Source organism: Streptomyces sp. NPDC050732, assembly GCF_040654255.1.
In the GTDB taxonomy this organism is placed as follows: Bacteria; Actinomycetota; Actinomycetes; order Streptomycetales; family Streptomycetaceae; genus Streptomyces.
This window is the reverse complement of record NZ_JBFAHP010000007.1, coordinates 153943-166583: the sequence shown is the minus strand read 5'-3', so window position 1 is coordinate 166583 and position 12641 is coordinate 153943. Positions and strand designations below refer to the sequence as shown.

Sequence of the window (12641 nt, the reverse complement as noted above, 5' to 3'; positions counted from 1 at the left end):
GCGATGGCCGCGACGCAGGTACTGCGATCGGAGTGGACCAAGATCCGCTCGGTCTCCTCGACCGTCTGGACGCTCGGGCTCGCCCTCGTCGTCACGATCGCGCTCGGCGCGGTGATCAGCGTCCTGTCCAAGAACGACTACGACGGCCTGGACGCCAGGGACAAGCTGACCTTCGACCCGACGTTCATCAGCTTCGCCGGGATGTCCCTCGGCCAGCTCGCGATGATCGTCTTCGGGGTGCTCGTCGTCTCGAACGAGTACAGCACCGGCATGATCCGCACCTCGCTCGCGGCGGTCCCGCAGCGCGCCGCGTTCCTGTTCGGCAAGGTCACCGTCGCCACGCTGCTCGCCTTCGTGGTGGGCCTGGCCACCAGCTTCCTCACGTTCTTCGTCGGACAGGCGATGCTCGGCCCGTACAAGGCGCAGATCGGCGACCCCGGAGTGCTGCGCGCCGTCATCGGCGGCGCGCTCTACATGACGCTCATCGCGATGTTCTCCATGGGTGTCGCGGCGATGCTGCGCAGCCCGATGCTCTCCCTCGGCATCCTGATGCCGTTCTTCTTCCTCATCTCCAGCATCCTCGGCAACGTGTCGGCGACGGAGAAGATCGGCCGCTTCCTGCCCGACCAGGCCGGCAGCAAGATCATGCAGGTCAAGTCGCCGTTCGACGACGACACCCCGTACGGGCCGTGGGGCGGCCTCGCGATCATGCTGGTGTGGGTGGTGCTCGCGCTGCTCGGTGGGTACGTACTGCTGAAGAAACGGGACGCGTGATCCAGGGCGTGTCTCCAGGACCGGCCCGTGCCCCGGGGGGACATGTGACGACGCAGGACCGCGGACTCGCCGCGCTCGGTCTCGACGGCGTGCCCGCGCTGCAACCCCTCACCTACCCGGGCCTGCCCGTCACGGTCCCCGCCCTGCTCACCGGCGCGGAACTCCTTGAGCTGCACCCGCGTCCCGGCGGGCTCGGCGCGTGGACCGTCGACGGCACCGGCCACCCGCCGCACCGCTCACTCGACGACATCCTCACCGCCCTCGGCCGGCCACCCGTCGCGGACCGCCACCCCGTCATCGCCGTCGGCTCGAACGCCTCTCCCGGCCAGCTCTCCCACAAGCTCGCCCGGCGGGGCATCTCCGGCACCGTGCCGATGGTGCCCGTGCGGCTGCGCGGCCTCGGCATCGGCTGCTCCGCCCACATCGGCCGCGCCGGGTACGTGGCGGCCGCCCCCTACGGAGCGCGCACCGCACGGACCACCCTCGTCGTCTCCTGGCTGGACGCGGCACAGCTGCCCGCCGTCGACGCCACCGAGCTGCCCAACTACCGGCGGGTCCCGCTGCCCGGGGACGCGTACGGAATGACCCTGCCGTCCGGCGAGCGGCTCGACGGGGCGTACGTCTACGTCAGCGTGCGCGGCGTCCTCGCCGACCCGGTGACCGGACTGCCGCGGCCCGGCGGCGGCGACCAGGCCGCGCTGCTCGACGCGCTTCTCGACGCGTCGCCGCGCCTGCGGGAACTGCTCGGGCCCGACGCGGCGTCCTGGGTGAGGCGGGCGGCAGCCGACCCCGAGCTCCGCGCGCGGGGCACGCTCCTCTTCGCCGAGGAGGGCTGGGTGCTGCCGTGGACGGAGCTCCCGGCGCCGTAGCCGCTTTTACCTGCTCTTGGCTGGAACCGTCAGCTCCCCGTTATCCTCCTAACCCTTACGGGGGCGTGTGCCCCGACGTCCTGAACCATTCGATGGGTGCGGAGAATGATCGAGGCAGTCGGCCTGACGAAGCGCTACGGCGCCAAGACAGCCGTGTACAACCTTTCCTTCCAGGTGCGGCCCGGAACCGTCACCGGCTTCCTCGGGCCCAACGGCTCCGGCAAGTCGACGACGATGCGCATGATCCTCGGGCTCGACGCGCCCACCACCGGGCAGGTGACGATCGGCGGCTATCCCTACCGCAAGCTGCCGAACGCCCCCCGCCAGGTCGGTGCGCTGCTCGACGCCAAGGCCGTGCACGGCGGTCGGCACGCCCGCAACCACCTGCTCTGCCTCGCGCAGCTCTCCGGCATCCCGGCCCGCAGGGTCGACGAGGTGCTCGGCGTCGTGGGTCTGCAGGACGTGGCGAAGAAGCGCTCCAAGGGCTTCTCGCTCGGCATGGGCCAGCGGCTCGGCATCGCGGCGGCGCTCCTCGGCGACCCGCAGGTGCTGCTCTTCGACGAGCCGGTCAACGGCCTCGACCCCGAGGGCATCCTCTGGGTCCGCAACCTGATGAAGTCGCTCGCCGCCGAGGGCCGCACGGTCTTCGTGTCGTCCCACCTGATGAGCGAGATGGCGCTCACCGCCGAGCACCTCATCGTGATCGGCCGCGGCCAGCTGCTCGCCGACATGAGCGTCAGGGACTTCATCTCGCACAACTCCGCGGACTTCGCGCGGGTGCGTACGCCGGACAGCGAGCCCGAGCACCGCGAGAAGCTGACGGCCGCGCTGACCGAGGCGGGCGGCCAGGTGCTGCCCGAGCAGGACGGCGCGCTGCGCGTCACCGGTCTGCCGCTCCCCCGCATCAGCGACCTCGCGCACGGCGCGGACGTCCGCCTGTGGGAGCTCTCCCCGCACCAGGCCTCGTTGGAAGAGGCGTACATGCGGATGACGCAGGGCGCCGTCGACTACCGCTCCACGGTCGACCAGCGCGCGGGCCTCCAGCAGGAGATGCCGCCCGGCGCCATGCCCCCCGGCGCGCTGCCGCAGGGTGTGCCGGTGCCCGGTCAGGGCCAGCCCGGCTGGTACGCCCCGCCGCCGCCCCAGCAGGGCGGCGGTCAGCCCTTCGCGACGCCGCAGCCGCAGGGCGCGCCCCCTGCGCCGAACCCGTACGCCGCGGCGCCCCCGCAGCAGGCGCCGGCGGCCCCCGCCGCTCCCGCCCCCGACATGACCAAGCGCGCCACCGCCACCGACAACGAGGACGCCGCACGATGACCACGCCTCCGACTCCGCAGCAGCAGCCGCAGGCGCAGCAGCCCCAGCAGGTGTACGCACCGGCCGGCGCCCCGGCGCCGCAGGGCGCCCCGATGGCCCCGCCGCCGGCCGCCCCCGCGCCGCCGTCCGCCTGGCAGCAGGCGATGGCCAACGCCTACACCTCGCCGATCCCGGTCAAGCAGACCCACCTCGGCAACGCCCTGGCCTCCGAGTGGACGAAGATCAAGTCAGTCCGCTCCACGATGTGGACCCTGGGCATCTTCCTGCTCCTGGTCGTCGGCATCGGCCTGCTCGCCGTGGCGAACACCGATGCGACCGACTACGCGGACATGCCGTTCACCGTCCCGGCCTTCTTCGGTCTGATGCTCGGTCAGATCTGCCTGATCACGCTCGGTGTGCTCGTCACCTCGTCCGAGTACGGCACGGGCATGATCCGTACGACGTTCACCGCGTCCCCGCAGCGCTACCGTGTCCTCGCCGCGAAGGTCATCATCTACTTCGCGGTCGCCTTCGTGGTCTCCGCCGGCTCCATCCTCCTCGTGGGCCTGGCGGCCTCGGCGGCCCACAGCGGCCCCGAGGCGGGTGACCTGCCCTGGGCGGGCACGGTCTTCAAGGGCGGTCTGTACGTCTCGCTGCTCGGCGTGCTCGCGCTCGCCGTCGGCTCGATGCTGCGGCACTCCGCGGGCGCCATCACCGCCATGCTCGGCGTGGTCCTGGTGCCGGCGATCATGCCCGCGTTCCTGATGATCTGGGAGAGCACGCAGCCGCTCGGCGAGAAGATGAACGACTACAACGCCATCACGGCGCTCGCCAAGATCTTCGGCGCGGACACCGCCGACGGCACCGGCGGCGGCTCGCAGCTGGTGCTGCTCGTCGTCGTCACGGTGGCCGCCGTCGCCGGCGCGTTCGCACTCCTGGAGAAGCGCGACGTATAGCCGTACGGCACAGGCGTTACGGGGCTCAGTACCTCGGCGCGTTACGGGACCGCTGCACCCGCGTGGTGCGGCGGTCCTTCGCGTTCCAGCACGCCTTGTGCCAGTGTCTGCGCTCGTCCACGCCGGAGTGCTCGGGCCAGGCCACCACGTGGGCGAGGGCCGACGGGATCTCCTGGTCGCAGCCCGGGCAGCGGTACCGCTTGCCCGCCGAGCTCGCGCCCGCGACGTGGCGCACGCTCCACTCCTCGCCCTGCCAGCTCTCGGTGGACTGGAAGCCGCCGTAGCGGCCCGGTGGTTCCACGCCCGCGGTCGCCTTCGACTCTCCGGCGCCCTTGGGGCGGTTGCGACGCGGGGACACGGAAACACCTCACGGGCTGTACGGCGGTCAGGGGTGTGACCAGCCTACGCGCCACGCCCCGGGGTACCCGTGCCGCACCGAGGGCCGCCGGCCCCTTCGCTGCACGGAAAATCCAACAATCTTCATGCCAGGCCGTGCCTTTGGCACGTGTCACGCGTTGTTGCCCGTAGGGGGAGTGCCTGCGTCGGCGTCAAGGAGGCAGGAGTTCGATGCGTGTAGGTAGTTTTGTTCTGGCCGCCCAGTTCCCCGGACAGGGGCAGGGGGAGGCACTGCACCGAGCGGTGCGGTCCGCCGAGGTGGCCGAGGAGGCGGGGCTCGATTCGGTCTGGCTCGCCGAGCACCACTTCGTGCCGTACGGCACGTGCCCGTCGGCGGTGACCCTCGCGGCCCTGCTGCTCGGGCGGACCCGGCGGATCCGCGTCGGCACGGCCGTCAGCGTACTCCCGACCGTGCACCCCGTGGCGCTCGGCGAGCAGGCGGCACTGCTGCACATGACGTCCGGCGGCCGGTTCTCGCTCGGTGTCGGACGCGGCGGTCCCTGGGTGGACCTGGAGGTCTTCGGGGCCGGCCTGGAGGCGTACGAGAAGGGTTTCCCGGAATCGCTCGACCTGCTGCTCCGATGGCTGAAGGAGCCCCGGGTCGGGGGCGGCGGCGGCCGGTTCTCCTTCCGCGAGGTGGCCGTCGTGCCGCGCCCGCAGGAGGCGCTGCCCGGCCAGGGCGACAGCGCGGGGCCCGAGGTGATCGTCGCCTGCACCTCGCCGTCCAGCGTGCGGCTCGCGGCACAGCGCTGTCTGCCCATGCTGCTCGGCATGCATGTGGGCGACGACGAGAAGGCCGAAATGGTGGCGTTGTGGAACCGGCACGCCCGTGCCGCCGGGCACGCCCCCGAGCAGGTCGCCGCCGCGTCGCACGTCTCCGCCGGGGTCGCGCAGATCGCGGACCGGCGCGTGGAGGCGGCCGAGACCTTACAGAAGGCGATGCCCGGCTGGCTGAAGCAGGGCCTGGACGCCCATGTGACCGTGGACGGCAGGCACCGGGCCATGCGGGACCCGGCGGCCTACACCGAGCTGCTCTGCGGGCTGCATCCCGTGGGCACCCCGCAGGTGTGCGCCGACCGGATCGCCGCCACGTCCGAGCGCACCGGCATCACGCGCTTCGCGCTGCTCGTGGAGGGCTCGGGCGACCTGGCGGCCACGGAGGAGAACGTGCGGAGGCTGGGCACCGAGGTACTGCCCCAGCTCGGCTGAGATCCGCCGTCCGACTGAGGAGCTGCCGCTCCGGACTAGAACACCTCCCGCGTACGGAGCGGCAGCAACAGACGTCAGCAGTCCCGCAGTTCGGGCGACTGGTTGAGCAGCTGCCCACGGATCGACGTGAAGCGGGCGAGCCGGTCGTCCACCGAAGGATCCAGCGGGAACACCGCTACGCGGTGGCAGTTCTGGAATGCCAGACGCACTCCGAAGTGCCGCTGCAGGGCACCGCGAATCGCGTCACTCGCGAGCGCGCGCAGCAGCTGACCGCGTGCCTGCTCGTCCGGCGGCGGGGTCTGGTTGTCGGCGAACTCGCCGCCGTCGACCTTGAGCTGGGCCACCAGGGAGCTGATCATCTCCCATGCGTAAGGCAGGGAGGTCCGGACGCAGTCGACGAATTCTGCTTCATCGACCTCGCCTCGCTCGGCCTGTTCCAACAGTGCCGGTGAGACGTCGAGCGACATGGGTTCTCCTCTCGCACCCCCGGGGAGCGGGGGCCTACGGACAGGGATGGAGTCCGCCTACGCAGCGTGCACGGACGACGACCTCTTGCTTCTACGGTAGGCACCGGGCGGTGCCTACACCAGAAGATTGGGCGCATAACCGGCCAGGATCGAACAGGTTCATCGCCGGACAAGTCGCTCCCGCGGGGATGAGGGGTGGGCGAATCGCGCGCACCGGCTCCGGTCGAGTAGCGTTGCGCCCCATGCGTCTCGTCATTGCCCGATGCTCCGTGGACTACGCGGGCCGGCTCACCGCCCATCTCCCGTCGGCCCCCCGCCTGATCCTCGTGAAGGCGGACGGCAGCGTCTCGATCCACGCGGACGACAGGGCTTACAAACCGCTCAACTGGATGTCTCCGCCCTGCACATTGAAGGAGGGGACCGGGGACGACGCCGGTGTGTGGACCGTCGTGAACAAGGCGGGCGAGAAGCTCATCATCACGATGGAGGAAGTCCTCCACGACTCCTCGCACGAGCTGGGCGTGGACCCCGGCCTCATCAAGGACGGCGTGGAAGCGCACCTTCAGGAGCTGCTCGCCGACCGGATCGAGACGCTCGGCGAGGGGTACTCACTCATTCGTCGCGAGTACATGACGGCGATCGGCCCGGTGGACATCCTCTGCCGCGACGCCGACGGGCAGACCGTCGCCGTCGAGATCAAGCGGCGCGGCGAGATCGACGGCGTGGAGCAACTCACCCGCTATCTGGAGCTGTTGAACCGCGACCCGCACCTGGCGCCCGTCAGGGGCATCTTCGCCGCCCAGGAGATCAAGCCGCAGGCCCGCGTCCTCGCCACGGACCGCGGCATCGGCTGCACCGTCCTGGACTACAACGCGCTGCGGGGCATCGAGGACGACAAGCTGCGGCTGTTCTGACCGCCCGGCCGCCTCGCCTCAGGCGGTGGGCGTCGTCCCGCCGGAGCCGCTCGCCGAGTTCGACTGGTCGGGCGAGGTGGGCGGGTCGTCGCTCGTGGGCGGTGTCGACGGCGGGGTGCTGGGGGGTGTGCTCGGCGGGGTCGTGGGCGGCGTGGTCGGCGGGTCCGTCGGCTTGTCGGACGGCTTGGTCGGCTTGCCCGTGGGCGTGGTCGGCTTGTCCGTCGGCTTGTCGGACGGCTTCTCCGAGGGCTTGCCGGACGGCTTGTCGCTGCCGCTCGGCGTGGCCGACGGCTTTCCGCTGCCGCTCGGCTTCGGGCCGTCCGAGGTGCCGACGGTGCCGCCGTCGCCCGGGGTGTCGCCGCGGCTCGTGGCGTCCTGCCGCGGCTTGTCGGCGGTCAGGCCGTCCCCGTCGCCGTCCTCCTTCGCCGACTGCTCCGTGGTGACCTTGTCGCCGGGCGGGTCGTTGTTGTCGGACGTGGCGCCGAGGGTGACGACGGTGCCGAGGACGGCGGCGAGGAGGGCTCCGGCGCCGGCGGCGACGAGGTTGCGCCGGGTGCCGCTGATGATGGAGCGGCGGGTCGGCGCGGGGCCGGACCCGAGGGTGGGCGTCGCCTTGCTGGTGACGAGTGTGTCCGGCTCCGGGGGCGGTGCGGGCAGTCCGAAGGCGGCGGGTATGCCGCCGGGGGGCGAAGCCGATTCCTCGTAGCGGGCGTCGGGCACCTCTTCGGCCGTGCGCCCGCCGGGCAGTGCGCCGCCCGAGCGGTCGGCGACCAGGGCGAGGGCCCTGCGCCCGGAGATCATGCCCCGCTTGTCGGCGAGCGCGCCGCGGAGCCCGATGGAGGCCTCCAGCTCGGCGCGGGCCCGGTCCAGCTGCCCGCCGCAGAGCGCGAGGATCCCCAACTCGTGGTGGAAATAAGCCTCTTCGGCGACCTCCCCCGAGTTCCGCGCGGCCTCCTGGCCGGACCGCAGGGCTCGCTCCCAGGCGCCCCAGGCGAGCCCGCCGGCGAAGGCGGGCGCCGCGGTGCGGGCGAGCAGCACGGCCGCGCCGGCCTCCGTGGCGACCAGGGCGCCGAGTGCGGCCTGCACGGCGTCGGCCTCGGCGGCGACGCGCTCCGGGGTGACGGAGGGGTGCCCGGCCCACCAGGCATAGTGCTGAGCGGCGGCCAGGGCGCGCTCGGCCGCCTCGTCGGCGTATCCGGCGGCCTCCAGCTGGGCGCGCACGCCCGCGGCGAGGCGGTAGTGGGCGCCGACCGGGGTGACGAGGGCGCAGCCCACCAGTTCGGCGAGGGCCGCGTCGGCGTGGGTGTCGCCGACGAGGGCGGGCAGGTGGGCCTGGTGCGGCAGCTCGCCGCCGAGGGCGACGGCGAACTTCAGGGTGGCGCGGGCGGACGGGCTGAGCCGGGCGGCGAGCAGGGCGGCGGGTGCGGCGCCGTCGGCGAGCGAGGGCAGCGGGATCTCGGGGCCGTCATCGGGGCCGGCGTCGAAGGACGCGTCGACGGGGCTCTCGGCGAAGTAGCCGTACTCCTCGAAGACGTGCGGGTCGGCGCGCAGCTGGTCGCGCTGGCGGAGCAGGGCGCCCGCCTGGACGAAGCGCAGCGGCAGCCCCTCGGACTCGAACCACAGGTCGCCCGCCCAGTTGGCCTCCTCGTCGTCGAGGACGCGGCCGACGGCGCGCTCCAGGAGTTCCAGGCCGCCGCCCCGGCCGAGTCCGCCGAGGAAGACCTCTTCGAGGTGGCAGTCGGCGGAGGGGGCCGCGACGTCGGGTGTGGCGGCGATGAGGAAGGCGCACTCGGGGGTCGCGTCGAGCAGCTCGTCGAGGCCCGCGCCGCCGAACTCCAGGTCGTCGAGGACGACGACGGCGCCGATGTCGCGGACCAGTTCGAGCAGCTGGGCGCGGTCGGGGCGGTAGAGGGGCGCGTCGTGGACGGCGGCGAAGAGGTCGTGGAGCAGCTCTCCGGGTGTCTTGCGGTAGCCGGAGAGGCGGACGACGCCGTCGGGGGCGAGGTCGGCGCAGTCGTCGGCGACGGCGTTGAGGAGTGCTGTGCGGCCCGATCCCGCGGGTCCGGTCAGCCGTACGGAACGGCCGCGCGCGAGGAGCCGTGCGAGGCGCTCGCGCTCTTCCTGGCGCTCAAGGAGCGGCAGCCTGGGCAGCGCGGGGCCCGGCGGCACGGGCGGCATCGAGGCCCGGCGCAGTTCGGCGCGCCCGTCGGCGGTGCGCTTGGCGGGCCGCTCCGGGCGCTCCCCGGGCGGGCAGGGTTCGATCTCGCTGCCGTCGACGGGGTTGACGGTGAGCAGGAAGTCGCCGGAGACGAGCTGGACGGTGCGGGCGAGCGCGGGCGCGGGCTGACCGAAGTCGGGGGTCAGGGGGTCGCGCGGCGGCCGGCCGGTGTGCGGCGATCCGTCGTCGGTGCCGTCGTGCACGCCGGCGTGGATGCTGTCGTCGTCGGTGCCGTCGCGGCCGTACTCTTCGGGTCCCCGGTTCATCGGGTCCATGGTCTCAGCCCCCCAGATGCGTCGTGTGCACAGCCCCCTCCGGCCTTCGTGCACACTGCGCTGTCGCTTCTGGTCCGGTGCCCCCGTGCGGGTCCGTCTATCGGTGGGCGACCGAACCCTAGACCTTCGCTCAGTATCTACGAGTGGGCGGGGTGCCGCCCCGTCCGAGACGTCACAGTCTCGTGAGGATTGTGCGTGTGGTGCGGTTCAGGATCGTTCAGGCTCTGGGGAGCGATTCGACACCGATGCCGCCTTCGATGGCGAGGATCCGGTGCAGCCGGGTCGCGACGAGGAGGCGCTGCATCTGCGGTGGCACATGGCGCAGGACGAGTCTGCGTCCGCACCGCCCGGCGCGGCGGTGCGCGCCCATGATGACGCCGAGTCCCGTGGCGTCCCACGAGTCGAGTTCGGACAGGTCCAGCACCAGGTCGCCGGCGCCGTCGTCGACGGCCGAGTGCAGGACCGTGCGGGCGTCCGCCGCGCTGCGTACGTCGAGGCGTCCCCCGACGACCAGCTGGGCCTGGTCGCCCCTGATGTGCATATGCGCTCCCCGAGAGTGCTGTGTCTGCTGTGACGCCCGATACGTAGGGCGTCTGCGTATGTCACTGCAACTGACTGCCGCGTGGGCGAGGAAGTTGCCGTCTGTAAGCGAACCGATACCGAATTCACTCCGAGGGGTGACCCGCCGGGTGCCAATGCACCCGACGGGGCGTCAGACGGCGTACGTCAGTGCTGGTTCAGTGCTTGTAGAACCCTTGCCCGCTCTTGCGCCCGATGTCACCGGCGTCAACCATCCGGCGCATCAGCTCCGGCGGCGCGAACTTCTCGTCCTGGGACTCCGTGTAGATGTTGCTGGTGGCGTGGAGCAGGATGTCGACGCCGGTGAGGTCGGCGGTGGCGAGCGGGCCCATGGCGTGGCCGAAGCCGAGCTTGCAGGCGATGTCGATGTCCTCGGCGGTGGCGACGCCCGACTCGTAGAGCTTGGCGGCCTCGACGACGAGGGCGGAGATCAGCCGGGTCGTCACGAAGCCGGCGACGTCGCGGTTGACGACGATGCAGGTCTTGCCGACCGACTCGGCGAACTCCCGGGTGCGGGCGAGGGTTTCGTCGCTGGTCTTGTAGCCGCGCACCAGCTCGCAGAGCTGCATCATCGGAACCGGCGAGAAGAAGTGGGCGCCGACGACGCGCTCCGGGCGCTCGGTGACGGCCGCGATCTTCGTGATCGGGATGGCGGAGGTGTTGGAGGCGAGCACGGCGTCGTCGCGCACGAGCTTGTCGAGCGTGCGGAAGATCTCGTGCTTGACCTCCAGCTTCTCGAAGACGGCCTCGACGACGATGTCGGCGTCGGCGACGGCGTCCAGGTCGGTGGTCGTCGTGATGCGCGCGAGCGCGGCCTCGGCGTCGTCGGCGGCGAGCTTGCCCTTGCTCACGAACTTGTCGTACGACGCCTTGATCCCGTCGGTGCCCCGGGTCAGTGCCTCGTCGGTGACGTCGCGCAGGACGACGTCCCAGCCCGCCTGGGCGGAGACCTGAGCGATGCCGGACCCCATGAGTCCGGCTCCGATGACGGCGAGCTTCCGTGCCACTGTTCCGACTCCCCTACCGCTTATCACGCTTGGCTCACACGCTGTTCACGTATGCCTCTTCGGCGCACGTTAGCGTTCGTGAGGGCGCCTGTGGCCGTGAAGAGATGCGCGTCACGTCTCAAATGACGGACATCACACTGGTACGGCTGCGATACGCCTCATCCGGCGGCGCGCACCGCGTAGTTGAGGACCTTCTCGCCGAGCAGGTCCTCCATCTCGTCGAGCAGCACGAGTGCTTCGCGGGAGACCTCGCCGGGCTCGCGGGACTTGGACATCTCGTCGCCGATCCAGGCCATGAGCGTGCTGTGGAGCCAGGAGAGCTGACCCGCGATCAGCCCGGGCAGGGGGTCGTCGGCGGCGGCCCCGGTCTCCTCCGCGAGGGTCTTCGTGAGGTGCGTGAGCGCTTCCTGCTGGATCGCCCAGAGCCGGGAGCGCAGGGTGTGCGCCTCGGTGATGACCTTCATGAAGTCGGCCCAGCCCGGGAAGAGCCCGATGCCGGGCGAGACACCCTCCACGTCCGCGCGCAGCTCGCGCAGGACTGCGGCCGCGGCGGACTCCCCCGGCCGGCGGCCGCGCACATAGCCGGAGAGCCGGTCGACGACGGCCTCGCCCCGGTCGAGGAACAGGTCCTCCTTGGCCGGGAAGTAGTTGTAGACGGTGTTGGCCGAGACGTCCGCGGCCTCCGCGATCTCCGCGATGGTCACCGCGCCGAAGCCGCGCTCCAGGAAGAGCCCGGTCGCGATGTCCGAGATCCGCTGCTTCGTCTGCCGCTTCTTGCGCTCCCTCAGTCCCTCACTCATGGCCCCATCCTAGGTCCATCGTAGAGTCTCTGAAATTTTGGGGCGATTGCAAATTTTCAGAGACTCTGTTTTTGTGGTCGCCATGGCAATCATCAGCACCTCCGGGCTCGCCCGGACCTTCCAGACCAAGGGCGGCCCCGTCGAAGCCGTGCGCGGCATCGACCTGCGTGTGCAGCCCGGCGAGATCCTGGGCTTCCTCGGGCCGAACGGCGCGGGTAAGACCACCACGCTGCGCATGCTGACCACGCTGCTCGCGCCCACCGGCGGCGCCGCCACCGTTGCGGGCTGCGACCTGGCCCGGGACCCCGCCGGCGTCCGGAGCAGGATCGGGTACGTGGCCCAGTCCGGCGGCGTCGACCTGAGCGTCTCCGTACGCGAGGAGCTTGTCACCCAGGGCCGGCTCTACCGCCTGCCGAAGTCCCGGGCCGAGACCCGCGCCGACGAGCTGGCGCACGACCTCGGCCTCACCGAGCTGATGGAACGCCCCTGCGCGGCGCTCTCCGGCGGCCAGCGCAGGCGGCTCGACATCGCCATGGGGCTCACCCACCGGCCAGAGGTGCTCTTCCTCGACGAGCCGACCACCGGCCTCGACCCGGGCAGCCGGGCCGACCTGTGGGAACTGGTGCGGAAGCTGCGCGACGAGCACGGCACGACGGTCTTCCTCACCACGCACTACCTCGACGAGGCCGACGCGCTCTCCGACCGCCTGGTCGTCGTGGACCGGGGCGTCGTCGTCGCCGACGGCACGCCGAGCGCACTCAAGCTCCAGTACGGCGGCTCGATCGACGCCACCCTCCAGGACACCTTCCTCGCCATCACCGGGCGCGACATCGCATCCCAGTCCACTGCGGACGCGACCCCCGTCGCCGTCTGACCCTCACGCA

13 protein-coding genes are annotated in these 12641 nt (G+C 71.7%); 7 read left to right on the top strand and 6 right to left on the bottom strand.

Annotated features, from left to right (window positions below):
- Positions 1 to 3 precede the first annotated feature (3 nt).
- From AB0H82_RS08765 to AB0H82_RS08750, 4 genes are all read left to right on the top strand, one after another.
- Positions 4 to 774: an ABC transporter permease gene (locus tag AB0H82_RS08765; protein WP_362990300.1), complete on the top strand. Its 771-nt coding sequence runs from the start codon at positions 4 to 6 to the stop codon at positions 772 to 774.
- Between the two features lie 44 nt (positions 775 to 818).
- Positions 819 to 1643: a hypothetical protein gene (locus tag AB0H82_RS08760; RefSeq protein ID WP_362990299.1), complete on the top strand. Its 825-nt coding sequence runs from the start codon at positions 819 to 821 to the stop codon at positions 1641 to 1643.
- A 105-nt stretch (positions 1644 to 1748) separates the two neighbouring features.
- Positions 1749 to 2957: an ABC transporter ATP-binding protein gene (locus AB0H82_RS08755; protein WP_362990297.1), complete on the top strand. Its 1209-nt coding sequence runs from the start codon at positions 1749 to 1751 to the stop codon at positions 2955 to 2957.
- 143 nt (positions 2958 to 3100) lie between these two features.
- Complete coding sequence (locus AB0H82_RS08750) at positions 3101 to 3892, top strand: ABC transporter permease (protein WP_362990435.1); 792 nt, start codon at positions 3101 to 3103, stop codon at positions 3890 to 3892.
- A 25-nt stretch (positions 3893 to 3917) separates the two neighbouring features.
- On the opposite strand, the gene AB0H82_RS08745 is transcribed toward AB0H82_RS08750, so the two are convergent.
- On the bottom strand, positions 3918 to 4250 hold the full coding sequence (locus AB0H82_RS08745) for an ATP/GTP-binding protein (RefSeq protein WP_362990295.1): 333 nt from the start codon (positions 4248 to 4250) through the stop codon (positions 3918 to 3920).
- A gap of 209 nt (positions 4251 to 4459) precedes the next feature.
- Here AB0H82_RS08745 and AB0H82_RS08740 point away from each other — a divergent pair, with 209 nt between their 5' ends.
- Positions 4460 to 5497 (top strand): LLM class flavin-dependent oxidoreductase, encoded by a 1038-nt coding sequence (locus tag AB0H82_RS08740; protein ID WP_362990293.1) that lies wholly within the window; start codon positions 4460 to 4462, stop codon positions 5495 to 5497.
- A gap of 74 nt (positions 5498 to 5571) precedes the next feature.
- On the opposite strand, the gene AB0H82_RS08735 is transcribed toward AB0H82_RS08740, so the two are convergent.
- Positions 5572 to 5964 carry an SCO5389 family protein gene (locus AB0H82_RS08735; protein WP_355802756.1) on the bottom strand — a complete coding sequence of 131 codons (393 nt, stop codon included), beginning with the start codon at positions 5962 to 5964 and terminating at the stop codon, positions 5572 to 5574.
- 242 nt (positions 5965 to 6206) lie between these two features.
- Here AB0H82_RS08735 and nucS point away from each other — a divergent pair, with 242 nt between their 5' ends.
- Positions 6207 to 6878, top strand: a complete 672-nt coding sequence (gene nucS / locus AB0H82_RS08730; protein ID WP_362990291.1) for an endonuclease NucS — start codon at positions 6207 to 6209, stop codon at positions 6876 to 6878.
- An 18-nt stretch (positions 6879 to 6896) separates the two neighbouring features.
- Here the strand turns inward: nucS and AB0H82_RS08725 are convergent, their stop codons facing one another.
- From AB0H82_RS08725 to AB0H82_RS08710, 4 genes are all read right to left on the bottom strand, one after another.
- Positions 6897 to 9371: an ATP-binding protein gene (locus AB0H82_RS08725; RefSeq protein ID WP_362990289.1), complete on the bottom strand. Its 2475-nt coding sequence runs from the start codon at positions 9369 to 9371 to the stop codon at positions 6897 to 6899.
- A gap of 217 nt (positions 9372 to 9588) precedes the next feature.
- Positions 9589 to 9912, bottom strand: coding sequence for an STAS domain-containing protein (locus AB0H82_RS08720; protein ID WP_030792181.1), 324 nt, complete (start codon positions 9910 to 9912; stop codon positions 9589 to 9591).
- A 196-nt stretch (positions 9913 to 10108) separates the two neighbouring features.
- On the bottom strand, positions 10109 to 10957 hold the full coding sequence (locus AB0H82_RS08715) for a 3-hydroxyacyl-CoA dehydrogenase family protein (RefSeq protein ID WP_362990287.1): 849 nt from the start codon (positions 10955 to 10957) through the stop codon (positions 10109 to 10111).
- A 158-nt stretch (positions 10958 to 11115) separates the two neighbouring features.
- Positions 11116 to 11757, bottom strand: coding sequence for a TetR/AcrR family transcriptional regulator (locus AB0H82_RS08710; protein WP_362990286.1), 642 nt, complete (start codon positions 11755 to 11757; stop codon positions 11116 to 11118).
- 82 nt (positions 11758 to 11839) lie between these two features.
- On the opposite strand from AB0H82_RS08710, the gene AB0H82_RS08705 reads away from it, so the two are divergent.
- A complete protein-coding gene (locus AB0H82_RS08705; protein ID WP_362990285.1) occupies positions 11840 to 12631 on the top strand; it encodes an ATP-binding cassette domain-containing protein in 792 nt (263 codons plus the stop codon).
- Positions 12632 to 12641 lie beyond the last annotated feature (10 nt).

Excerpts from the sequence above, each read along its gene's own strand:
- AB0H82_RS08740 (WP_362990293.1), top strand. The coding sequence starts at position 4,460 with ATGCGTGTAGGTAGTTTTGTTCTGGCCGCCCAGTTCCCCGGACAGGGG.
- AB0H82_RS08735 (WP_355802756.1), bottom strand. The coding sequence starts at position 5,964 with ATGTCGCTCGACGTCTCACCGGCACTGTTGGAACAGGCCGAGCGAGGC.
- nucS (WP_362990291.1), top strand. The coding sequence starts at position 6,207 with ATGCGTCTCGTCATTGCCCGATGCTCCGTGGACTACGCGGGCCGGCTC.
- AB0H82_RS08705 (WP_362990285.1), top strand. The coding sequence starts at position 11,840 with ATGGCAATCATCAGCACCTCCGGGCTCGCCCGGACCTTCCAGACCAAG.
- AB0H82_RS08720 (WP_030792181.1), bottom strand. The coding sequence starts at position 9,912 with ATGCACATCAGGGGCGACCAGGCCCAGCTGGTCGTCGGGGGACGCCTC.
- AB0H82_RS08750 (WP_362990435.1), top strand. The coding sequence starts at position 3,101 with ATGGCCAACGCCTACACCTCGCCGATCCCGGTCAAGCAGACCCACCTC.
- AB0H82_RS08765 (WP_362990300.1), top strand. The coding sequence starts at position 4 with ATGGCCGCGACGCAGGTACTGCGATCGGAGTGGACCAAGATCCGCTCG.
- AB0H82_RS08710 (WP_362990286.1), bottom strand. The coding sequence starts at position 11,757 with ATGAGTGAGGGACTGAGGGAGCGCAAGAAGCGGCAGACGAAGCAGCGG.
- AB0H82_RS08755 (WP_362990297.1), top strand. The coding sequence starts at position 1,749 with ATGATCGAGGCAGTCGGCCTGACGAAGCGCTACGGCGCCAAGACAGCC.
- AB0H82_RS08725 (WP_362990289.1), bottom strand. The coding sequence starts at position 9,371 with ATGGACCCGATGAACCGGGGACCCGAAGAGTACGGCCGCGACGGCACC.